Source organism: Catenuloplanes indicus (assembly GCF_030813715.1).
Taxonomy (GTDB): Bacteria; Actinomycetota; Actinomycetes; order Mycobacteriales; family Micromonosporaceae; genus Catenuloplanes; species Catenuloplanes indicus.
Genome location: NZ_JAUSUZ010000001.1, coordinates 1433969 through 1454705 on the forward strand (window position 1 = coordinate 1433969; position 20737 = coordinate 1454705).

18 protein-coding genes are annotated in these 20737 nt (G+C 74.0%); 3 read left to right on the forward strand and 15 right to left on the reverse strand.

The window, feature by feature from the left end:
• Window positions 1–4: 4 nt before the first annotated feature.
• Complete coding sequence (locus J2S42_RS06825) at window positions 5–3061, reverse strand: DUF4132 domain-containing protein (protein WP_307236325.1); 3057 nt, start codon at window positions 3059–3061, stop codon at window positions 5–7.
• Window positions 3062–3142: 81 nt separating this feature from the next.
• Here J2S42_RS06825 and J2S42_RS06830 point away from each other — a divergent pair, with 81 nt between their 5' ends.
• The gene (locus J2S42_RS06830) at window positions 3143–4585 is read left to right on the forward strand and encodes an alpha/beta hydrolase (protein WP_307236327.1); all 1443 of its coding nucleotides are present in this window, start codon (window positions 3143–3145) and stop codon (window positions 4583–4585) included.
• A gap of 41 nt (window positions 4586–4626) precedes the next feature.
• On the forward strand, window positions 4627–5352 hold the full coding sequence (locus J2S42_RS06835) for a helix-turn-helix domain-containing protein (RefSeq protein WP_307236329.1): 726 nt from the start codon (window positions 4627–4629) through the stop codon (window positions 5350–5352).
• Here the strand turns inward: J2S42_RS06835 and J2S42_RS06840 are convergent.
• The 3 genes from J2S42_RS06840 to J2S42_RS06850 all read right to left on the reverse strand — a co-directional run bounded on the left by J2S42_RS06840 (window position 5333) and on the right by J2S42_RS06850 (window position 8328).
• Window positions 5333–5755, reverse strand: coding sequence for an iron chaperone (locus J2S42_RS06840; RefSeq protein WP_307236331.1), 423 nt, complete (start codon window positions 5753–5755; stop codon window positions 5333–5335). The two genes, J2S42_RS06835 and J2S42_RS06840, sit on opposite strands and share 20 nt — an antisense overlap.
• A gap of 87 nt (window positions 5756–5842) precedes the next feature.
• On the reverse strand, window positions 5843–6445 hold the full coding sequence (locus J2S42_RS06845) for a mycothiol-dependent nitroreductase Rv2466c family protein (protein WP_307236333.1): 603 nt from the start codon (window positions 6443–6445) through the stop codon (window positions 5843–5845).
• A gap of 62 nt (window positions 6446–6507) precedes the next feature.
• Entirely contained in the window at window positions 6508–8328 is a 1821-nt protein-coding gene (locus J2S42_RS06850) for an AfsR/SARP family transcriptional regulator (protein ID WP_307236335.1), read from the reverse strand.
• 153 nt (window positions 8329–8481) lie between these two features.
• Here J2S42_RS06850 and J2S42_RS06855 point away from each other — a divergent pair, with 153 nt between their 5' ends.
• Window positions 8482–9204 carry a GntR family transcriptional regulator gene (locus tag J2S42_RS06855; RefSeq protein WP_307236337.1) on the forward strand — a complete coding sequence of 241 codons (723 nt, stop codon included), beginning with the start codon at window positions 8482–8484 and terminating at the stop codon, window positions 9202–9204.
• On the opposite strand, the gene yiaA is transcribed toward J2S42_RS06855, so the two are convergent.
• From yiaA to J2S42_RS06910, 11 genes are all read right to left on the reverse strand, one after another.
• Window positions 9161–9622 carry an inner membrane protein YiaA gene (gene yiaA, locus J2S42_RS06860; protein WP_307236340.1) on the reverse strand — a complete coding sequence of 154 codons (462 nt, stop codon included), beginning with the start codon at window positions 9620–9622 and terminating at the stop codon, window positions 9161–9163. The genes J2S42_RS06855 and yiaA overlap by 44 nt on opposite strands.
• 139 nt (window positions 9623–9761) lie before the next feature.
• A complete protein-coding gene (locus J2S42_RS06865) occupies window positions 9762–11138 on the reverse strand; it encodes a glycoside hydrolase family 16 protein (protein ID WP_307236341.1) in 1377 nt (458 codons plus the stop codon).
• A gap of 28 nt (window positions 11139–11166) precedes the next feature.
• On the reverse strand, window positions 11167–11631 hold the full coding sequence (locus J2S42_RS06870) for a DUF6668 family protein (RefSeq protein ID WP_307236343.1): 465 nt from the start codon (window positions 11629–11631) through the stop codon (window positions 11167–11169).
• Entirely contained in the window at window positions 11628–13433 is a 1806-nt protein-coding gene (locus tag J2S42_RS06875) for a S8 family serine peptidase (protein WP_307236345.1), read from the reverse strand. The genes J2S42_RS06870 and J2S42_RS06875 overlap by 4 nt, the downstream gene beginning before the upstream one ends.
• A 34-nt stretch (window positions 13434–13467) precedes the next feature.
• Entirely contained in the window at window positions 13468–14103 is a 636-nt protein-coding gene (locus J2S42_RS06880; protein WP_307236347.1) for a hypothetical protein, read from the reverse strand.
• 1 nt (window position 14104) lies between these two features.
• Window positions 14105–14662 carry a sigma-70 family RNA polymerase sigma factor gene (locus tag J2S42_RS06885; RefSeq protein WP_307236349.1) on the reverse strand — a complete coding sequence of 186 codons (558 nt, stop codon included), beginning with the start codon at window positions 14660–14662 and terminating at the stop codon, window positions 14105–14107.
• Window positions 14659–15453: a zf-HC2 domain-containing protein gene (locus tag J2S42_RS06890; protein WP_307236351.1), complete on the reverse strand. Its 795-nt coding sequence runs from the start codon at window positions 15451–15453 to the stop codon at window positions 14659–14661. Before J2S42_RS06890 ends, J2S42_RS06885 begins: the two co-directional genes overlap by 4 nt.
• A 39-nt stretch (window positions 15454–15492) precedes the next feature.
• Window positions 15493–15873 (reverse strand): DUF4913 domain-containing protein, encoded by a 381-nt coding sequence (locus tag J2S42_RS06895; protein ID WP_307236353.1) that lies wholly within the window; start codon window positions 15871–15873, stop codon window positions 15493–15495.
• The gene (locus J2S42_RS06900; RefSeq protein ID WP_307236355.1) at window positions 15870–17627 is read right to left on the reverse strand and encodes a type IV secretory system conjugative DNA transfer family protein; all 1758 of its coding nucleotides are present in this window, start codon (window positions 17625–17627) and stop codon (window positions 15870–15872) included. Before J2S42_RS06900 ends, J2S42_RS06895 begins: the two co-directional genes overlap by 4 nt.
• A complete protein-coding gene (locus tag J2S42_RS06905; RefSeq protein WP_307236357.1) occupies window positions 17624–19213 on the reverse strand; it encodes a putative type IV secretion/conjugal transfer ATPase in 1590 nt (529 codons plus the stop codon). Before J2S42_RS06905 ends, J2S42_RS06900 begins: the two co-directional genes overlap by 4 nt.
• The gene (locus J2S42_RS06910; protein ID WP_307236358.1) at window positions 19210–20703 is read right to left on the reverse strand and encodes an SCO6880 family protein; all 1494 of its coding nucleotides are present in this window, start codon (window positions 20701–20703) and stop codon (window positions 19210–19212) included. The genes J2S42_RS06905 and J2S42_RS06910 overlap by 4 nt, the downstream gene beginning before the upstream one ends.
• Window positions 20704–20737: the final 34 nt, after the last annotated feature.

Consider the following 20737-nt stretch of genomic DNA (forward strand, 5'->3'; position numbering starts at 1 on the left):
GACCTCAGTCCAGCGCGCGCAGGTCGTGGACCAGCTCGGAGCGGACCACCGGTGGCAGGCCGGCGAACGTGACGCCGCCGGAGAACTCGATCCCGCGCACGGTCTGCGTCAGCGCGGAGTCGACCGTGTCCGAGGCGTGCCAGCCCGGGTCGGTGTCCAGCACCGCCCAGCCGCCGCCGGGCAGTGCCTTCGCCATCCGGACCATGGAGGCGTCGTACCAGCGGGTCCAGCCGTACCGTTCCAGGCCGCGCAGCACCGGGTAGCTCGCGGTCCGGCCTGTGAGCCGGTCGAGCGCGTCCGGTTCCGGGTAGCACGGGCGGTCCAGCTGCGGGAACGGCTGGAGCAGCGCGTAGTCGGCGAACACCTCGGCCCACGGCGCCGGGTCGAACTCCACCGGGTGCAGGAGCGTGACCTCGGCCGAGGCCGCGGGCACGAACGGCTCGTCGCCGACGGTGGCGAGCGTGCCGTCCTCGGCGACCCGGACGGCCGTGACCGGCGCGTCGCCGTCGTGCACGCCCCAGACCAGGCGCTGGGCCAGGTGGGTCATCCACGGGTGGGCGGCGAACCGGTCCAGGAAGATCCCGGCCGGGATGCGGCGGCCGGTGCACATGGCCCGTTCCAGGCGGGCCAGGTGCAGCGACGCGGACGCGCGCGCGGTCTTGCGGATCGCGGCGAGCTCCGCGCGGGCCTCCTTGAACTCCGGCTTCCGGGGCAGGTCGGCCAGCACCCGCCCGTCCGGGTCGCGGACGACCGGCAGCCCGCGGTGGTCGAACGCGAGCCGGTACGCGCCCAGGTCCGTCTCCGCGCCGAGCGCCGGCACCATCCGGTCGGCCAGCTCGTCCGTGGTGAGCCCGCGCAGCGCCGCGATCTCCTCGATGTGACCGCGGGCCACGCTCGCGAACTTCGGGAAGCGGGAGCGTTCGGCCAGCAGGTTCAGCTCGATCAGCGCGGCGTCGGTGCCCCGGTGCCGGATCGCGTCCAGCGCGGTCTGCGCGCGGGCGGCCGCGTTGGTGCCGGCCCACTGCCGGGCCAGCGTGGCCAGGCGGCGGGCGCCGGTGTCATCGCCGAGCAGGCCGGTCGCGTGCAGGCACCACGCCTCCGCGGGCGGGGTGCCGGCGGCCAGCCAGCGGTCCAGCAGCGCGCCGGTGAACGCGGCCCGGTCCGCCGCGGTGAACCGCTCGCGGGCGGCCAGCACGCCCGGGTGCACCTGGTCGGCGTCGCAGGCGGCCAGCCGTACCAGCAGCGGCTTCTGATCGTGACGTGGGATGCCGGGCAGCGGCGCCTTCGTCAGGTACGCCGGGATCACCGGCTGCTTCGCCCGGGGTGCGGCCAGCGGGTCCAAATCGAGCAGCGCGCGCAGGTCGTCCGCGGCCGAGGACGCCTGCGCGAGCAGCAGCGGGCGGTGGCCCTGCGCGTCGAGCCAGCGCAGCGCGCGGCCGAGCACCGGATCGGACCGGTCCGCGTCCCACGCCGCGACCAGGCCGGCGGCGGCGTGCCGGGGGTGGCGCAGCAGCCAGGCGCGGGCCGGGCGGCGGTGCTTCTTCCCGGCGAACGCGCGCGCGACCGGGACGGCCAGCGCGCTGTGCCCGATCGGCTGCGCCGCGTCCAGCGCGGCCTCGACCGCGGACCGGTCGTCGAACGCGGCCACCAGCGCCGGTACGTGACTCGCGCCGTGCCGGAGCAGCACCAGCGGCAGCGCCCACCGCACCCAGTAGGCGTGCTGGTCGAAGCCGAGCGCCATGAGCCGGTCGTGGGTCCAGCGCGGCGCGAGCGCGAGCGCGGTGAACGGCGTCGGGATCGCCCAGTGCTCGTGATGCTCCAGCCACGCCGTGACCTGTGCGGTGTCGCAGTCGCCGATCGGCACGCCGTCCCACTGCGCCGCGTTCGCGTACACGCCCAGGCCCTCGGCCGCGGACCGCTCGTGCGGCTGCCAGTCGAATTCCGGCGCCACCGGCACCAGCGGCTCGCGCAGCACCGGGTGCGCCGCCTCCGGCGGCTGATAGGCGAAGGGCTCCCCCGGCGGTACGGCCCGGTCCCCCTCGTCCTCGACCACCGGCGCGAACCGGACGCCGGTCTCCTCGCCGGTGTGCCACCGCAGGCTGTCCCACACCGCGATGTAGTGCGGGTGGTCGTGGAACGGCCAGCCCGGTCGCATCCGGCTCAGGATCGGCCCGGCCTCCTCCCCCGCGATCTCCAGCAGGCTCGCCAGGTAGAGACGGCCGCCGGACTGGCCGAAGAACTCGTGCCGGACGGTCGAGTTGACCGCCAGGAACCGTTCGACCGTGGCCACGTCGCCGGACGCAAGCCCGCACGCGTGCACGTCGTAGTTGCCGAACTCGCCCACGTTGCGCAGCGCCGCGTCGTGCGCGGCCCGCTCGTCCGGGCCGGACGCCGGGCCGATCGGCAGCAGGAACGACACGGCCCAGAACAGGTCCGCGAGCCGGCTGCCGTCGAGGTGCCGCGCGCGCCGGTCCCGGGCGTCCAGGATCGCGTCGCGGGCCGCGGCGTACCCGGCGTCGTCCGCCAGGACCAGCAGCTGCCGCAGGCGGCCGAACACACCCACGCCGGTGTACGGCAGGTCGCTGTCGAAGCCGCCGATGATCCGCCGGGCCGCCTCGGGCAGGCCGTGCGCCGCGGTGAGGAAGTCGGCCAGCCAGTCGTCCTCCGGCCCGCCGTACCAGGTGAACCGGTTCCGGACCGCGCGGACCAGCGCGTGGTCGTCGTCCGCGGTGCCGATCCGGGCGACCGGGTCGAGCAGCCGCTCACCGAGCCGGCGGTCCTCCCGCGCGATCGAGGTGACGTAGCCCCAGACCCGGGACCGCTCGGACTTCTCCGTGGTCAGCAAGCGGTCCAGCGACCAGATGTGGTGCCGCAGCCCGGCCCACGACTCGTCCATCCCGCCGAGCGGGCGCACCGGGACCGGGATGCCGCCCCGGCGCGGGTGCAGCACGCTGCGCAGCCACGGCGTGACCAGCACGCTGCCGCGCCGCTCGTCCGGTTGGGGCTCCGGTGTCCAGGGCGGCGGTGCGGGTGAGGGAGCGGGCGCGTTCCAGGAGATCACCCGGCCAAGGTAGCCGCCCTTGACCATGCCCCCGGGACACGGTGTGGCATGGGACGAGTGAACACGAAAGGGAGGAGCGTCATGAATCGACGGCGAACCGCCGCGCTGGCCGGGCTGCTCGGCATGGCCGGGGCGCTGATCGCGATGCCACCGGCCACGGCGGCACCGGCGCTGCACTGGGCCGCGTGCCCGGCGGACGCGGCGATCAATCCCCTGGTCGCGGTACAGTGCGCGACCGTACCGGTACCGCTGGACTACGCCGACCCGGACGGCGAGCAGATCGAGATCATGATCTCCCGGGTGGCCAGCCCGAACCCGGCGAAGCGGCGCGGCGTCCTGCTGACCAACCCGGGCGGCCCGGGCGGCTCCGGGCTGGGCCTCCCGGCGGACCTGGTCGGCAAGGGGCTGCCGGTCAGCGTGACAAACGCGTACGACCTGATCGGCATGGACACCCGGGGCGTCGGCCATTCCACGCCGATCGCCTGCGGGATCACCACCGATGACGGGTATTACGGCAACGTGCCGCCGTACGCGCCGGACGACGCGGCCGTGGTGGCGCAGGCGGCGATCGCGGAACGGATCGCGGCCAGGTGCGCGGCGAACCCGCGGGTCCGGCACCTGACCACCGCGAACACGGCCCGCGACCTGGACCGGGTACGGATCGCGCTCGGCGAGGAGAAGGCCAGCTTCCTCGGTTACTCGTACGGCTCGGCGCTCGGTGCCGCGTACGCGTCGCTGTTCCCGGACACCGTGGACCGGGTCGTGCTGGACAGCAACGTCGGCGACAGCCACCTGAACCGGGAGGGCCTGCGCCGGTACGCGCACGGCTTCGAGGAGACGTTCCCGGAATTCGCCCGGTGGCTGGCGGCACGGCACGACTCGTACGGGATGGGCCGCACGCCGGCACAGGTGCGCAGGAACTACCTCGCGCTGGTCGAACGGCTGGACCGGACGCCGGCGCCGGACGGCACCACCGGCGCGATGCTCCGCGGCGCCGTGTTCGCCGGGTTGTTCTCCGCGACCGCGTACGGCCGGACAGCGATGTTCCTGCAGACGTACGCGACCCCCGGCTCGGTGGCACCCTCGCCGGAGACGCCGCCCGGACCGCACCCGTCCGACGTCGCGCTCTCCGTGTTCCTGGCCGTCTCCTGCAACGACGCCGACTGGCCGGAGGAGCTGGACACGTACCGGCGCGGCGTGGCCGAGGACCGCAAGCGCTACCCGCTGTACGGCGCGGCCGCGGCGAACGTGCTGCCGTGCGCCTACTGGGCCTGGGAGCCGTCCGAGGCGCCGGTCGGGATCGTGCCGAACGACGTGCTGATCGTGCAGAACCGGCACGACCCGGTCACGCCGCTGGCCGGTGGCGAGCTGTTGCGCTCCGCTTTCGGCGCGCAGTCCCGGCTGGTGACCGTGAACGGCAGCGGACACGGCGTCTACGTGCTCGGCGGCGACGGGTGCGCGCTGAACGTCACCACCACGTACCTCGTCGACGGCCGGCTCCCGGCCCGGGACACGGTCTGCTGACCGCTTGACCGTGCCCCTGGGGCAGGGTGTCGAATACCGGGATGCGGAACGGTGGCGGCTGGAGCACCCGGGAACTGGCGGAGATCGCCGGCACGACGGTCAAGGCGGTCCGGTACTACCACCGGATCGGGCTGCTGCCGGAGCCGGAGCGGGCGGCGAACGGATACAAGCGGTACCGGGTGGCGCACCTGACCCGGCTGCTGCGGATCCGCCGCCTGATCGACATGGGTGTGCCGCTGGCCGAGATGGACGCGATCGAGGGGTCGGCCGAGGGCGCGGAGCAGGTGCTTCGCGCCCTCGACGCGGAACTGGCCGCGAGCATCGCACGTCAGCAGCGGATGCGGGCGGAGCTGGCCGAGGCGCTGCGCCGGCCGCACCTGGCCGACCTGCCGGCCGGTTTCGGCGAGTTCCCCGAGGGCCTGCCGGACGCCGACCGCGGATTGCTGCTGATCAGCGCGCAGGTCCTCGAGCCGGACGCGCTGGACCTGCTGCGCGACGTCCCGGTGGAGCCGCGCTCCGCGGCTACGATCGCGTTCGACACGCTGCCCGCGGACGCGGACGAGGCGACCCGGCAGAGCCTGGCCGAGCGGTTCGCCCCGGAGGTCCGGGTGAGCCGGGAGACCTACCCGGAGCTGACCGCGCTCGGCGCGGACGGCGGCCCGTTCACCTCGCCGGTCATGCTGCGCAGCATCGCGGAGCTGTTCAACCCGGCGCAGATCGACGTGCTGCAGCGGATCAACGCGATGCTCACGCCGCCGCGCGCTTGAGCAGGGCGGCGATCAGCGTCTCGTGCTCGGCGGTGAGCGTGGTCAGCGCGTACGCGGTGGGCCACATGCCGCCGTCGTCGAGCGCGGCGTTGTCCTGGAAGCCGAGCGTGGCGTAGCGGGTCTTGAACTTGCCGGCCGGTTGCAGGAAGACCAGCACCTTGCCGTCCCTGGCCCAGCCGGGCATGCCGTAGTAGGTCTTCGCGGTCAGGTGCGGCGCGTGCTCCTTGACCAGCGCGTGCACCCGCTCGGCGAGCGCGCGGTCCGCGTCGTCCAGCTCGGCGATCTTCGCCAGCAGATCGGTCTCCGCGGTCGCGCTGTTCTTCTGCCGCTTCAGCTCGGCCGCGCGCTCCTTCATCGCCGCGCGCTCCTCGGCGGAGAACCCGTCGTCCTTCTTCGCTGCCATGGTCAGCCCCTTTCCGCAGCTCCTGCCGATCATGCTAGGCAGCGTTGCGAGCTCCGGACTTCTCGAAAACTGACCGGTCCCGTGGGCTCAGCCGAAGTCGAGCTCGCCGGTGCGGGTGCGCTTGAGCTCGAAGAAGGTCGGGAAGCTCGCGAGCGCGACCGCGCCGTCGAAGACCTTCAGCGCGTCCGCGCCGCGCGGGATGCTGTTCAGCACCGGACCGAAGAACGCGACGCCGTCGATGTGAATGGTGGGCGTGCCGACGTCGTCGCCGACCGGGTCCATGCCCTCGTGGTGGCTCTTGCGGAGCGCGGCGTCCCACTCGTCGCTGGTCCGCGCGTCGATCAGGGACGCGGGCAGGCCGACCTCGGCGAGCGCCTCCGGGATGACGGTGTCCAGGTCCTTCTTGCGGCCCTGGTTGTGGATGCGGGTGCCGAGCGCGGTGTAGAGCGGGCCGAGCACCGCGTCGCCGTGCTGCTGCCAGGCCGCGGTCACGACACGGACCGTGCCCAGCGAGCGGTTGACGGTCTCCCGGTAGCCGGCGTCGAGGTCGCGGTTCTCGTTCAGCACGAACAGGCTCATCACATGCCAGCGCAGGTCGATCTCGCGCTGCTGCTGCACCTCGAGAATCCAGCGGGACGTGATCCAGGCGAACGGGCAGGCCGGATCGAAGTAGAAGTCAACGGTGGTCACCCCGGCAGACTATGCCGCCGCACGGATCATCCTCACGCGGAAAGACCGGTTTACCGCACTGTTCACACTCGGATCGGCGCGGGAATGATCTCCACCTGTGACGGGTTGAACGCCCGCCGCACCGCCGCCTCGATCTCGGCCGGACCGTCGACCTCGTGCAGCTGCCGCCGCGCCACCGACTGCACCATAGGGTCCCTGATCCGGTAGCGGCCGTCCGCGCCGTCCACCACCAGATGCAGGTCGACCAGCGAGTCGAGCGCGGTCAGCGCGTTGTTCTCGGTGGTGCGCAGCATCGCGGCCACCTCCGGCGCGGTCGCGGCACAGGCCGCGGTCGCGGTCAGGAACCGCAGCGTGCGCGCGGCCTGTGGGCGCAGCAGCTGGTACGCGCGGACCATCGACGCCTCCGCGATGATGCAGTCGTCGTGCAGCGGCGCGTACGGGTCGTGCAGCTCCGTGGTCAGCTCCTCGACCAGCTGCCGCACGGTTCGGTGCGGCCGGCGCGCGACCCGTTCCGCGGCCAGCCGCACCGAGAGCGGCGCGCCGTCGATGGCCGCGATCGCCCGCCGGACCCACTCCGGGTCGGACGCCGCCCGCTCCGCGCCGGCGACCCGCTCGAACAGCCGCATCGCCTCGTCCTCGGCCAGCCCGCCGAGCGTCACCCAGGTGGTGGCCGGCAGCCGGTGGTGCCGGCGCCGGGACGTGAGCAGCACGGTCGCTCGCGGCAGCGCGGACCGGATCACGGTCACGTCCGCCGGGTCCTCGACGTCGTCGAGCACGATCAGCGGGCGGCGGTCCCCGGCCGCGGTGCGCAGCAGCGTGGCCCGCCCGGTCACGGTCGCGGGCAGCTCGCCACCGGCCACCCCGAACAGCCGCGACCAGGTCAGCAGCGTCTCGGCCAGCGCGCCCGGCGCGGCCAGGTCCGCGTAGAGCCGGCCGTCCGGGAACTCGGCGGCCAGCAGGTGCGCCGCGTGCACCGCCGTGCTCGTCCGCCCGAACCCGGGCACCGCGGTGATCCCCACGGTCGCGCCCGGCGTCAGCGCGCCGGTGATCACGGCCAGCTCCGCGACCCGGCCGGTGAAATCAGCAAGATCGGCCGGCAGGTACGTCGGGCCCGCACCGGCCGCGGCCAGCAGATCCGGATCGCCGCACAGGATGCGCCGCTGCATGTCGCGCAGCGCCGGCCCGGGATCGAGCGCCAGTTCGTCGCGCAGCAGCGCCTGCCCGCGCCGGTACAGCTCCAGCGCCTCCGCCTGCCGGCCGCGACGGTAGAGCGCGAGCATCAGCAGCGCCCGGAAACCCTCCCGCAGCGGGTACGTCTCGACCAGCTCGGTCAGCCGGGCCAGCTCCTCCGCGCTCGCGCCGGACGTCTCCAGCCGTGCCGTGAACAGCAGCTCCTCCGCCGCGATCCGGGTGTCCTCCAGCCGCACCCGGGCCGTCTCCGCCGCCCGCCCCGGCACCCCCGCCAGCGCCTCGCCCTCCCACAGCGCCAGCGCACCGGACAGCAGCCCGGCCGCACCGGGCGCGTCACCGGCACGCATCCGCTCGTGCGCCTCGGCAACCGCCGCGTGGAACGCGGTCACGTCGATCGACGCGTCGGCGGCGCTCAGCGCGTACCCCCGGCCCAGGCTCTGGATCGAGACGACGGTGCCGTCGAAGAGCCGCCGCAGCCGGTAGACGTAGGTGCGGGCGGTCGCGGCCGCGGTGTCCGGCAGATCCTCCCCCCAGACGGCTGCGACCAGCTCGTCCATGGACACGACCCGCCCGTCCCGGATCAGCAACGCGGCCAGCAGCGCCTGCTGCTGCGGCGACCCCACTGGCTGCGGCACCCCGTCCCGCCAGACACGTAACGGTCCCAGTGCACTGATGCGAACGGCGGCGGTCATCCCTCAAGGATGACCGGTCCCGCGCACTGCCGAACGATCGGCTTCCGGTCACATGGACAGCCATCACATCACCAGATCGGTAAGGCTCGTCTCGTGAGCATTAATCGGTGACTGCCGATACGTTGGGGCGGGGTCACCGTTTACCGTGTCGTCATGACCTCGTTGCGTGACTGCGCGTATGCCGAGCTGCGGCGGCGGATAGTGGATCTGGTGTATGCGCCGGGGCAGCGGCTGTTCGAGCGGGATCTCGCGACCGAGCTGTCCCTGTCCCGGATCCCGCTGCGGGAGGCGTTGCAGCTGTTGCGCAACGACGGGCTGGTGGTGTGCGTGCCGCGGCAGGGGGTGGTGGTCGCGCACTTCACGGCGGACGACGTGCGCGATCTGTTCGACGTGCGGGAGAGCCTGGAGTCGCTGGCGGCGCGGCTGGCGGCGGCCCGGGCGGACGAGGACGGGCTGGCCCGGCTGCGGGCATCGATGGCCGCGGCCCGGGTCGCGCTGGTGACCGGCGACGATCCCGGTGTCGCGGCGGCGAACGCGCGGTTCCACCGGGAGCTGGTCGCGATGGCCGGAAATCCGCTGCTCTCCGCGATGATGCGGCCGCTGGAGGCGCGTACGCAGTGGTTGTTCAACCTCACCCGGCGACGGGACCTGGTGCAGCAGTGCGAGGAGCATCAGGGACTGTACGAGGCGGTCGCGGCCGGTGCGGCCGAGCGAGCGGCCGCACTGGCGTTCGCGCACGTGGCGTCCGGGCGGGCGGAGAGCGTGGCGCTGGCCGCGGAGTGGTCGGCGGGCGTGGTCGACCCGGTGGAGGCGACCCGCGGCCGGCGGCGGGTCACTGAGCCGGCGGGTAGTACGCCTGCGGCGCCTCCGGGATGACGTAGGCCGGCGGCGCCTCGGCGGCCCGGGCGGCGAGGCCGTCGCGGACGTTCTTCTGCACGGCCACGGCGGCGAACAGCGTCATGCCGAACGCCAGGCCGTAGAAGCCCTTCTCGCTGAGCGCCATGCCGCTGTTCCACAGCCCGGCCGTCAGCATCACCACACCGGCGCCCAGCACCAGCCAGGACAGGCCCAGGTAGAGCGCGGAGACCGGGATGCCCTCGGCGCGGTCGCGGACCGACTTCTGCACCGAGACCGCGGCGAACACGCCCATGATCAGGACGGCGGCGTAGAAGCCCTTCTCGCTGCGGGTCATGCCCGCGTTCCACAGGCCGATCGCGAAGCAGACGATGCCGAGCAGCAGTGCGGCCCAGGACGCGCCGATGAAGGCCGGGGTGGGCTTGCCGTGGTGCGTCATGGGGGTCTCCGTGGGTGCGGGGTGCGGCCGGCCCTGCGCCGGCGCTGGAGACAGCCTCGCCGAAACCGCAGCTCAGGGCGTGAGTAGTGGTACTCAGACCGGCCCGCTCCGCCACCCGGGCGGAGCGGGCCGGTGCGGGTCAGCGCACGACCCACTTCTGGTTCGCCGTGCCGGCGCAGTCCCACAGCTGCAGTTTCGCGCCGGCGGTGGTGTGGAAGTCGCGGACGTCGACGCATCGGTTCGCGGCGCGGTTGACCAGGTCACCGGCTTCGCTGAGGACGAACTGCTGCCAGCCGGTGCCGTTGCAGTCCGCGAGCTGGATGGTGGTGCCGTTCGCGGGATCGCCGCCGGCCACGTCCAGGCACTTGCCGAGCGCGGTCACGGTGCCGTCCGGGGTGAACGTCCAGCGTTGTGCGTCGTTGCGGAGGCAGTCCCAGATCTGCAGCGGCAGGCCGTCCCGGGACTGGCCGCCGGGCACGTCGATGCACCGGCCGGACTGCATACCGGTCAGCGCGACACCCTGCGGCTCCTCCTCGACCGGCGGGATCTCCTCGGCCGGCGGGATCTCCTCGGCGGGCGGGATCTCCTCGGCCGGCGGAATCTCCTCGGCCGGCGGAATCTCCTCGGCCGGCGGCGGCTCCGTCACCGGCGGCGTCTCCTGCACCGGGTCCTCGCCGCTGCCGCCGCCGCTCTCGTACACCCGGACGTAGTCGATCACCATGGTCTGCGGGAACTGGGTGGAGCCGTCCGGATTCCCCGGCCACCGCCCGCCGACCGCCACGTTGAGGATCATGAAGAACGGCTTGTCGAAGACCCACCGGTTGCCGCCGATGTCGGCCGGTGTCTTCCGGCTGAACTCCACGCCGTCCAGGTACCAGACGATCAGATCCGGGGACCAGTCGATCGCGTACGTGTGGAACGCGTCGCCGAGCGGCGCGTCGTGCAGCACCGAGCCGCCGCTGGCACCGCCGCCGGAGTAGCCCGGCCCGTGGATCGTGCCGTGCGCGCGGTTCGGGTCCTTGCCGACGTTCTCCATGATGTCGATCTCGCCGCGCTCCGGCCACGCGCTCGCGCTGTCGCCCAGCATCCAGAACGCCGGCCAGATTCCCTGGCCCTTCGGCAGCTTGATCCGCGCCTCGAACCGGCCGTACGTCCGGCTGAACTTTCCGGCGGTCAGCAGTCGCGCGGACGAGTGCTCGCGGCCGCCGGAACTCTCCCGGCGTGCCGTGATCACCAGGTTCCCGTCGCCGTCCAGCGCCGCGTTGCCCGTACCGTCGGTGTAGTTCTGCAGTTCGTCGTTGCCCCAGCCGTGGCCACCGGTGTCGTGCTTCCACTTCGCGGCGTCCGGGCCGGTGCCGGCCGCGCCGTCGAACTCGTCCGACCAGACCAGCGCGCTGGCCGCGGACGCGCCGGGCTCACCGCCGGCCAGGTGGAAGCCGGCACCGAGGCCGGCCGCGATCACGGTGAGCGCGATCAGCGCGCGGCCGAGCCGGCCGTTGATACGTATTCGGTCCATTCGGTCATACCTCCAGCAACCAGGGGGTTCAGGACAGGTCGTCGACCAGATCCGCGAGGCTGAGCAGCACCTTCGGGGCCTTGCGCAGCTCGGCGCCGAGCCGCCACTGCTCGATCCAGGGCACCCGCCAGACAGGCGCCACCGACCGCAGCACGCGCGTGCGGCGGAACAGCGGCCACGGCAACCGGCCCGGCGCGTCCGCGACCAGGACCAGGCCGAGCAGTTCCATGCGGGGCGGGTGCCGGCCCTCGCGCATCGCCGCGAGCGCGCGGGCGGTCGCGCGCAGACCGCCGCTGTGCGTGCGCGCGACGAGCAGCACGCGGGCCGGGTCCGCGCGCGACTCGGACGGCCAGCGCGCGCCGACGTCGACGCCGCCGAGCGCGGCCGCCAGCGTGCTCGCGCCCGCGCCGCCGTGCGCCGCGACCCAGCTGACACCGGCCGTGGACAGGCCGGGCCGCGGATCGGCGGCCACGGCGCTTCCGTTGATCATCATCGTTCCCTCACCTCGTCGTCGGTGGTCTCCGCGTACTCCACGGGCACGTCGTCGAACTCGCCCCAGCGGTCGTGGCCGTGCGTGGCGGCCGGTGCGAACGGGCGCGACACGCGCACCAGCGTGCGGTCCTCGCCCGGGTCCCGGTCGGCACGCGGCGGGCGCCGGAAGAGCTTCGGGACCGAGAACCCACGCGGTACGCGGACGGAGTTCTCGCCGCCCCGCCAGATCCGCCGGAAGCGCACTCCGAGGAAGACCGCGAGGCCGAGCGCGAGCAGCGTGACCAGGATCAGCGCGACCGGGTTGCGGCGCTGACCGGCCGGCGCGGCGCCGTCCGGTGCGTCCTGGCCGGGCGGCGGGTCCACGGTCAGCGGGTCCGGCGACGCACCGGCCGACTCGGCCGGCAGGTCCCGGGTGACCGCGGCGCCCGGGTCGACCATGCCCCAGCCGTAGAGCGGGTCCGGGCGGCGGACGTCGCTCATCCCGTCCGCGGTGGCGAGGATCCGCTGGCGTACCTGCTCCGCGGACAGGTCCGGGTAGGCCGCGCGGACCAGCGCGGCGACCCCGGCCACGTACGCGACCGCGTAGTTGCCGCTGCTGCCCGCGCCGCCGGAGGTGCCGAGGCTGGTCACGTTCATGCCGGGCGCGGCCACGTCGACCGTGCCCTTCCGGTAGTCGGCCACGGACTGACCGGCCGCGCCGACACCGGCGACCCGGATCACGCCGTCCATCGCCTCCGGTGTGGACGTGCCGCCGGCCGGGGCGGAGACCACCACGACCGCGCCGGCCTCGACCGCGCGGCGGATCGCCTCGGCGACGTCCTTCTGCGTGGGGTCCACGGCGGTGCCGAGCGCGAGCACGGTCGCGCCCGCGGCGACGGCCTTGGTGACGCCGGTGGTCTGGATGTACGGCGTGGTGGTCGGCGTCGTGGTGAGGATCCGGACCGGCAGCACCATGGCGTCCGGTGCGACGCCGGTGAAGTCGCCGTCCCCGGTGGCGCGGGCCGCGACGATCGCGGCGATCGCGGTGCCGGTGCCGAGGCAGTCGACGTCGGCCGGGCTCTTCGGGTCGGTGACGTTCACCCCGGCGCGGACCCGGCTGGACAGCTGCGGGTGCAGACCGTCCACACCGGAGTCGACGACCGCGACGGTCTGCCCCTCGCCGCGGCTGCGCGGCCAGGCCTTGTTCGCGGCGACGCGCAGCGCGGCCCAGTCCGGCTTCGCACGGGCGGTGCCGGTGGTACAGGCGCCGGGCGACGGCTTCAACCCGGACGACGGGACCGTGGGGATGCCGCCGTGCGCGGGTGTCGCGGGCGGGTTCTGGGTACCGGTCTGCGGCGGGTTCTGGGCGCCGGTCTGCGGCGGGTTCTGGGCGCCGGTCTGCGGGTTGGGCGATGGGTTCGCGGGTGGCTTCGACGGGGTCGGCTGCGGGTTCGGCGGATTCGGCGGGTCGGGTGCCGCTGCCGTCTCCGGGAGCAGGCCGTACCGTACGCCGTCGCCGTAGGCGTCCCACGGCAGGACCAGCAGCCAGCCGTCGCGCAGCTTCCCCGGGTCGTCCAGCACACCGCCGTCCGGCTGCTTCCGGCCGATGTTGAGGTGCAGGATCTCGCTGTACCGGGTGGTGTCGTCGAGCAGCCGTGTGGCGATGTCGTAGAGCGTCTCCGGCTTGCCCTCGAACGCGTCCTGCACCTCGTAGTACTTCGTGAAGCTCTGCTCCCCCACGGCCAGCGCCGGTGCCGGCGCCGCGACCACTGCCAGGGCGGCCAGCACGGCGAGCACCGGCCGGAACATCGTCGGCACGTTCATCTCGGGCAACCTTCGGGATCGGTCCGGCGGGTCATCACAGCGTTCGGGCCGGTCGATGTTCATCGGCCGGTGCGGCGAACCGCGTGCGAGAGGCGACGCTCTCGGCCGGTTCCGCGGACCGGCGCGGTGCGTTGTCCGTCGCGACCGAGGTCACGCTGGCCGCGTGCGGCACCTGCCGCCGCCACTCATCGATCGCGGCGTATCTATCGGCCGGAAGGTACTGACTCGCTGGCTCCCGGCCGGCAGGCTCGCGGCCCGCCGGCCGGTCCGGCGCGGTCAGCGCTCTGGTCCTCGCGAACCAGCCCGGGCTGGCGTAGTAGAGCTCCCGAAGACCGGCCAACCGCGGATCCGCGAGGATGTGCCGGATCGCGTCGGCCAGGTCCTGCTCGTCGGGAGTGGCGGGCTCACCGGTTCCGGCCGGCGTCTGGCCCGCGCGCGACCGCACGACGTTCGCCAGCCTCCGCACCACCCGACTCCACCAGGAGGCCTGCGGCTCCCTGAGGCCTTCCTCCCACCGGGAGAGACTGTCGCGCAGATCGACCGATTGCCGGCCCACGCTGAGCCCGAGCGCGTTCGCGCGCCGCAGTCCCGCGAGGTCCGCCGTCAACGCCTTAACCGCGGCCCGGCGCGCGGCCGGGGACGGCTCCGTCAGATCAATACGAGGTGCCATGTCACCAGTCCCCGATCTGGCGCGTGTATCCGCGCTCGTCCAGGGCGCCGCGCAACGCGCGCAGCGCGTAGAAGGTGCGGGACTTGACCGTGCCCGCCGGTACGTCGAGCACCTCGGCCGCCTCCGCGACCGTGCGCTCCCGGTAGTAGATCTCCACGAGCACGGTGCGGAGCCGTTCCGGCAGCGCCGCGACCGCGGACCGGATCTCCCGGTCGTCCAGTCGCCCGTCCACGTCGACCTCGGCCGCGGCCATGTCCGGCACCGAGTCGTCCAGCGCCTCCGGCGGCCGGGACCGGGCGGCCCGGACCTGGTCGATGACGATCCGCCGGGCGACCGTGCACAGCCAGCCGCGGCTCCACCGGCCGTCCCGCATGCGGGCGTCCGGGTTGCGCCAGGCGCGCAGCATGGTCTCCTGGACCACGTCCTCGGCCCAGTACAGGTCGCCCTTGACCAGCCGCTTGACGTACGCCAGCAGCACCGGCCGGTGCACGCGCTGGAAGTGCTCGAGTGCCGCCTCCGGCGTCTCGCGCGTCGTGACCGTGCTCCGCGGTGAGTTCATCGGTACGTGTCCCCGAGCTCGACCGTCACCACGGTGCCGCCGTCCGGCTCGGTGACGGTGACGGAGACGACGTCGGCGAGCACCGCGTCCAGCCGGCCGGTCACGTCCCGGACCAGTCCGGTGTCGACCCAGGCGGACACGAGCGCGGTCCGGCCGTCCGCGGTCGTGGCGTGCAGCTGGTACGGCTCGTCCGGGTCGAGGCCGCTGACCGTGGCGCGGACCAGTGCCTCGCCGGCGACCGGCTCGCTGACCACGACGGACAGCGACACGCCGCCGGCCTGCCCGGTGGCGGCCGCGGTCACGTACGGTCCCTCCGCGCCGGGGGTGTCGCCGCCGGCCCGGGCCAGCGACGTCACCGCGAGACCGGCGATCAGCAGCGCGGCGCAGAACAGCGTGCCGGTGGTGGCCAGCGCCCGGGTCCGGCCGCGGTCCCGGGGTGCGCGCCGGAGCCGGACGGCCCGGACCAGCGGCCCGGCGTCCGGTGCGGCCGCGAGGTCCTCGATCAGATCGTCCGCGGGCGTCGCCACCGGCATCGGCGCGAACCGTGCGAACGCGGCCGGCGGCGGCGCGTCCCGGTCGCGGTGCAGCACACCGAACGCGTCCAGCAGCCCGGCCCGGTGCTCGTCGTGGACCAGGGCCAGCGCGGCGACCAGCTCGACGATCTCGTCCGCGGTGCCGCGGCAGGCGGCGCAGACCGCGAGGTGCGCCTCGATCTCGCCGTCCTGCGCGGCCGGGAGCGCGTCCAGGTAGTAGACGCCGAGCAGTTCGGCGACGGGATGGTCGATCAGCACGGCACACCTCCTCCTCTCACGGACGGCCGCACGGGACGGTCAGGCCTGGACACCCTCGGTGTACGGGACCTCCTTGAGCCGGTGGCTGCCGCGCTTGCAGCCGGCGAACGGGCCGGACGGGTCGCGCAGCACCGGCAGCGTGAGGTTGAGGTGGTCGCGGTGCCAGGCGGAGAGCGACTGCAGCGCGGCGCCGGGCGCGTTCGCGTCCTGCCAGGCGAGCCACAGCGCGTGCAGCCGGGCCACCGCCTCCAGGTGTTCCCACCACTGTGGACACCAGGGCAGCGTGGTGGTCACCTCGCGGCCGTACACCGGGAGCAGCAGTCCGTGCACCCAGGTCTTGAGCCGGCTGAGTTCCTCGGAGAACATCGGCTCCGCCATGAACAGGATGAACGGGGACTCCGGCGGCGCTTCGGCGGTCATCGGAACGGTCCTTCCTCGATCGGGCTGGTGACACCGGTCGCGCGGTCGGTGATCGCGCGTTCCTCGGCCTTGGCGGCGGCGGAGATCGGCCCGGCGTCCGGTTCCTTGAACCAGGGCCGCAGCCGGATCAGCGCGGGCCGGACACCGGTCGCGAGCAGCAGCGCGGTGCCCTTCGGCAGCGCGCGGATCCTGTCGGCCGGGAGGATCTGTTCCTGCCGGTACGAGGTGGACCGGGACCGGCCGTCGCGGCTGTGCGACGTGCTGAGCGTCTTGACGTCGTGCTGGCCGACCAGCCGGGCGACCTTGTCGACGAAGTCCGCGTCGTCCAGGCCGGCGCCGAGCAGCTTGATGGTGGCGGCGCTCCACAGCGCGTCCATCCCGGCGTCGCCCCAGACCCGCGCGCCCTGCCGGTAGCTCTGCAGCAGCGTTACCACGTTGATGCCGCGCGAGCCGAGGTGGCTGTAGAGGTCGGGCAGGTCGGAGATGCGGCAGACGTTCGCGGCCTCGTCCAGCACCGCGGTCATCGGCGGGTCGAGCCGGCCGCCCATCCGTTCCGCGGCCTGCACGCCGGCCCGCATGGTGGAGTCGGCGAGACCGGCGATCACCCCGGCGGCCGAGCCACCCCCGTCCTTGGACAGCAGGTAGAGCGTGTCCCGGCGGAGCACGTGCTCGTCCGGCGTAAACTCCCGCGTGAACGGGTCCGGCGTGACCCAGGCCAGGATCTCCGGGTCGAGCAGGCAGGAGACGCACTGCCGGGCAGTCTCGTAGATGCCGTCCCGGGTCTCCACCGCGCCGCGTACCGTGCCCTGCAGTTGATCTGCCATGGCCGGCAGGCCGGCGTCCCGCAACAGATCCACGGGGGTACGGTCGGCGGGGTCGGCCAGCCAGCCGAGCAGATCGGTGACGGACGCGCCGCTGCGGCCGGCCGCGAGGAACAGCGCGGTGAGCGTGTTCTGCGCCGCGGAGATCCAGAAGTCCTTCTTCGCGGTGTCGTCGTTGATCGAGGCGACGAAGTGACCGGCGAGCCGGCGCGCGCCCTCGATCGTGACGCAGACGGAGAGCATGTTCCACCACATGGCACGCCGGGTGTGCGCGATGCCCTGCGGGTCGAACGTCCACACCGTACCGACGGCCTCGCGCTGTGCCCGTGTCACGGCGTAGACGTCGGACTTGTTCGAGGTGAGCAGCACCGGGCCCTGGGCGCGCAGCACCCGTGGGATCGCGATGCCGGTGGACTTGCCGGCCCGCGGTGCCATCAGGTCCAGCTCCACGTCCTCGAACGAGGAGCGCAGTTCCGGTCCGGCCGGGTGCAGGTCGCCGAGCAGGTTACCGGTCTGGTCCGGCCGCGGGTCCTTGACGCCCATGAGGGACGGGCGGAGCCCGCGGGCGCGCTCGGTGACCGCCTTCGGCAGGAACGCGGCCAGGTCCCGCGCGGTGGCCAGCCCGCCGCTCTTCTTCTCCCGCGGGCGCAGCCTGGTGATCAGCTCGAACCCGACGGCCGCGGTCACGGCCAGCATCAGCAGGATGCCGCCGTAGACGGCCCAGCCGGGTGCGCCGGGCCAGAGCGCGGCCGGGCCCCGCTGTGTCAGGGTGACCAGCGCGTCCGCGGAGAACGGCGGCGGGCGCCAGCCACCGCCGGCCGCGGCGACGCCGAGCGTGCCACCGGCCGCGACCAGGCCGTAGCCGCCGAGCCCGGCCGCCGCGACCGCCATCACCGCGACACCGGTCTCGTTGCCGGGCCGTGCGCCCCTCATCGGACCGCCGCCGCGGCCTCGGCCCGGCGGTCCGCCTCGCCGTTCTTCACCCAGCGCGTGTTCGTGTCGTGCAGCAGCCGTTCCGCGTCGGTGATGGTCATCCGGATCGGGATGCCGGGCCGCCCACCCACCTTGATCAGGAAGCGGCCGCGGCCGGGCGGCTCGTCGTTGACGCCGGTGGCGGCCCAGCCGGGCGGCGACGACCAGGACGAGACCAGCTCGATCTCCCGGCGGGACAGTCCGACGGTACGGCCGAGGTCCTCCATCTCCGACTTGGGCAGCCCGGCGCAGACCACCATGCCGGCGCGTTCGACGAAGCCGCGCGCCTTGGCCCGGTCCGCGTCCGTACCGACGGACTCGGCGTCCTTCAGCGTGTGGGTGATCTTCGCGTCGCCCAGGCCGAGCGACCGGTTCAGGCGGGTCAGCGCGTCGATCCGGTCGACGATGCCGGACGCGGCGCGCAGCGGGCGCCACAGCTCGTCGAGCACGGTGAAGAACCAGCGCCGCGGTGCCAGCCCGGCGTCCGCGAGCGCGTGCGCGGCCGCGACCGTGCCCAGCCCGTCGGACCAGGCGGCGAGCATCGCGGCCGCGGTCAGCTGGGTGTCCGACTCACCGATCCGGGAGATGTCGATGCAGACCGCGGGCGCGTCCGGGTCGATGTGGGTGGACGTGCTGGCGGAGAACGTGCCGCCGAGCGGCCCGTCCAGGATGCCGAGCAGCGACCGGTGCAGCGGGTCGACGGCGTCGCGATACCTGGTCTCCTGGCCGCGGTCGAGCGTGACCGCGCGGACCGGCTCCGGGCCCTCGGTCAGCACCGTGAGCAGGTCCGGCAGCAGGTACGCCCGCCCGGCCGCGCGTTCCCGCAGGTGCCGCAGGCAGGCCGCGAGCACGGCCTGCTCGTGGTCGCCGACGGCCTGGCCGCGCACGATGGTGAGCAGCGCCGCGACCATGTTGAGGATCCGGCCGTCCGCCTCGGCCGCGAGCGCCTCACCGGCCGCACCGCCGATCCGCCGGGCCGCCGCGCCCATCGCGCCCGGGTCGAGCACGTTCAGGCCGCCGACGCCGCGGCCGATCGAGATCACCTGGCCGCCCAGGGCCCGTACCGTGTCGGCGTAGTCGGGTTTGAGGTCGCCGAGCACCAGCGGCGTCACGCCCTGCGCGGCCAGCCCGATCAGGATCCGGTTGACCAGTGTGGACTTGCCCAGGCCCGGCATGCCGAGCATGAACAGCGACGGGTTGGAGATGTACCGGGCACGCATGAACCAGGACAGCGGGTCGCCGCACACGGTCGCGCCGGTGGCCAGGTGCTGGCCCAGCGGCACGCCGCTCATCGGCGCGCCGGACCCGGCGGAGAACGGCCACAGCCCGCAGGCCTGGACCGTGGTGGCGCGCCACATGGTGGGCGGGTCGACGTAGCCGACGCGGCCGCCGCCGGAGCCGGGCCAGCCATGGGTGGGCACCGCGCCGCTGCTGCGTCTCGGCCTCGCGACCGTCTCGCCGGGGTCCGGCATCTCCAGGACCGGCAGCGCGTTGCGGGCGCCGGACGCGCCCCGGCGCCAGCCGGTACCCAGGTACGACGTTCTCACAGCGCCTCCTGGAGCTCGTGCGGGATCAGCGTGTACTCCCACGGCAGGACGCCCGCGGGCAGCGAGCAGGTGAACGCGGCCGCCTGCATGCGGTCGGCCGGGCGCATCGACAGCCGCGACCCGGCGATCAGGTTGCGGACCGTCACGTTCGCGTCGACCAGGTCCTCGTGCGCGTCCACGGTCACGGTCAGCAGCAGCGAGAACTCGACCAGCCCGGCGCCGGACGCCTCCTCCGCCGCGGTCTGCTCGGCCGCGGCGATCTCCGCGGACGCGCGCGCCTGCACCAGGCCGCGGCCGGAGCTGGCCATGAACTGGGCGCTGCGCCGGTCCGACTCGACGATCTTGGCGGAGGTGGCCGGGTCGATCGGCCGGTAGAGCAGCGTGACGCGCTTGCGGCGGGTGCCGGGCGCGGCCTCCAGGATGTCGCGCAGCACGCCGGAGCCGACCGTGCCGCGCGGCGCCATGGTCAGCATCCAGGTGCGCGAGACGCCGGAGTCGTGGCTGTAGGAGTCGACGGACTCCACGCACGCGGCCGGGCCGGCGTCGTCCCACTCCAGGCCGGTGCCGCCGTGCTCGGCGCGGGCCTCCATCACGTCGGTGACCGATGCCGGGTCGTACGCCACCCGGACCACCTCGGCGATCCGCTCGGCGGACAGCGGCTCCGCGGAACCGCCGCCCGCGCCGATCAGGCCGCCGCACAGGCCGGGGATCCGGACCGCCAAGTCGGTGATCACGTCGTCCAGGTCGCGTTTGTTGCCGCCCGGCGCCGCGTAGGTGAGCGTCACGTACGTGTGCATCTCCGACGACGCGGCCGGGTACTGCTCGACGATCTCCTCCATCACCGCGCGGGCGATGTCCGGCGCGTCCGGGGACAGCCGGGGCAGCACCTCGGCCGCGAGCGTCCGGCCGGAGTCCGGCGCGGTCTCCACGATCACCGACGCGCCCTTCAGGTTCGGCTCGTGCGACAGCCGGGCCAGCCACTCGCCCCACAGCGCCACCCACACGTCGACCTGCTCCTGGTCGACCAGCCCGCCGCCGTCCGGCACGCACTCCAGCACGACGGTGAACCGGTTGCGGCCGCGGTGGTGCAGCACGCCGAACGGGCGGTCGAACGCGTCCCGGCCCTCGCCCATCCGTACCTGGCTGAGCAGGCCCGGGGGTTGGTAGCGGCCGCCGGCGCGGCGGGACAGCGGGCCGGAGACGTAGAGGTGCTCGCCGCGGGACCGGCGCTGCCGCCAGCTGATCCGGGTCGCGGCCATCTGGTAGACGTTGCGGCCGTCCTCGGTCCGCACGGCCAGCGGCGCGATCGCGGCGGCCAGCGGCACGAACACCACCATCGCGGCGGACAGCGAGATCAGCGACGCGAGCAGCACCACGACGATGCCGCCGAACGCGGCGATGGTGCCGATCAGGCCGAGCGGCCCGAGCCCGGACCGTCGTGGGCGACGCCAGTTGCCGTACGTACGGCGGACAACGGCCTCCGTGGTCATGTGCACCTTCCCTGTCAGTCTGGGATTGCGGTCG

Coding starts and splice junctions, on each gene's coding strand:
- J2S42_RS06900 (WP_307236355.1), bottom strand. CDS start 17,627: ATGAGGGGCGCACGGCCCGGCAACGAGACCGGTGTCGCGGTGATGGCG.
- J2S42_RS06850 (WP_307236335.1), bottom strand. CDS start 8,328: ATGACCGCCGCCGTTCGCATCAGTGCACTGGGACCGTTACGTGTCTGG.
- J2S42_RS06835 (WP_307236329.1), top strand. CDS start 4,627: ATGCGGAACGGTGGCGGCTGGAGCACCCGGGAACTGGCGGAGATCGCC.
- J2S42_RS06865 (WP_307236341.1), bottom strand. CDS start 11,138: ATGGACCGAATACGTATCAACGGCCGGCTCGGCCGCGCGCTGATCGCG.
- J2S42_RS06840 (WP_307236331.1), bottom strand. CDS start 5,755: ATGGCAGCGAAGAAGGACGACGGGTTCTCCGCCGAGGAGCGCGCGGCG.
- J2S42_RS06870 (WP_307236343.1), bottom strand. CDS start 11,631: ATGATGATCAACGGAAGCGCCGTGGCCGCCGATCCGCGGCCCGGCCTG.
- J2S42_RS06895 (WP_307236353.1), bottom strand. CDS start 15,873: ATGACCGCCGAAGCGCCGCCGGAGTCCCCGTTCATCCTGTTCATGGCG.
- J2S42_RS06885 (WP_307236349.1), bottom strand. CDS start 14,662: ATGAACTCACCGCGGAGCACGGTCACGACGCGCGAGACGCCGGAGGCG.
- yiaA (WP_307236340.1), bottom strand. CDS start 9,622: ATGACGCACCACGGCAAGCCCACCCCGGCCTTCATCGGCGCGTCCTGG.
- J2S42_RS06875 (WP_307236345.1), bottom strand. CDS start 13,433: ATGAACGTGCCGACGATGTTCCGGCCGGTGCTCGCCGTGCTGGCCGCC.
- J2S42_RS06880 (WP_307236347.1), bottom strand. CDS start 14,103: ATGGCACCTCGTATTGATCTGACGGAGCCGTCCCCGGCCGCGCGCCGG.
- J2S42_RS06855 (WP_307236337.1), top strand. CDS start 8,482: ATGACCTCGTTGCGTGACTGCGCGTATGCCGAGCTGCGGCGGCGGATA.
- J2S42_RS06910 (WP_307236358.1), bottom strand. CDS start 20,703: ATGACCACGGAGGCCGTTGTCCGCCGTACGTACGGCAACTGGCGTCGC.
- J2S42_RS06830 (WP_307236327.1), top strand. CDS start 3,143: ATGAATCGACGGCGAACCGCCGCGCTGGCCGGGCTGCTCGGCATGGCC.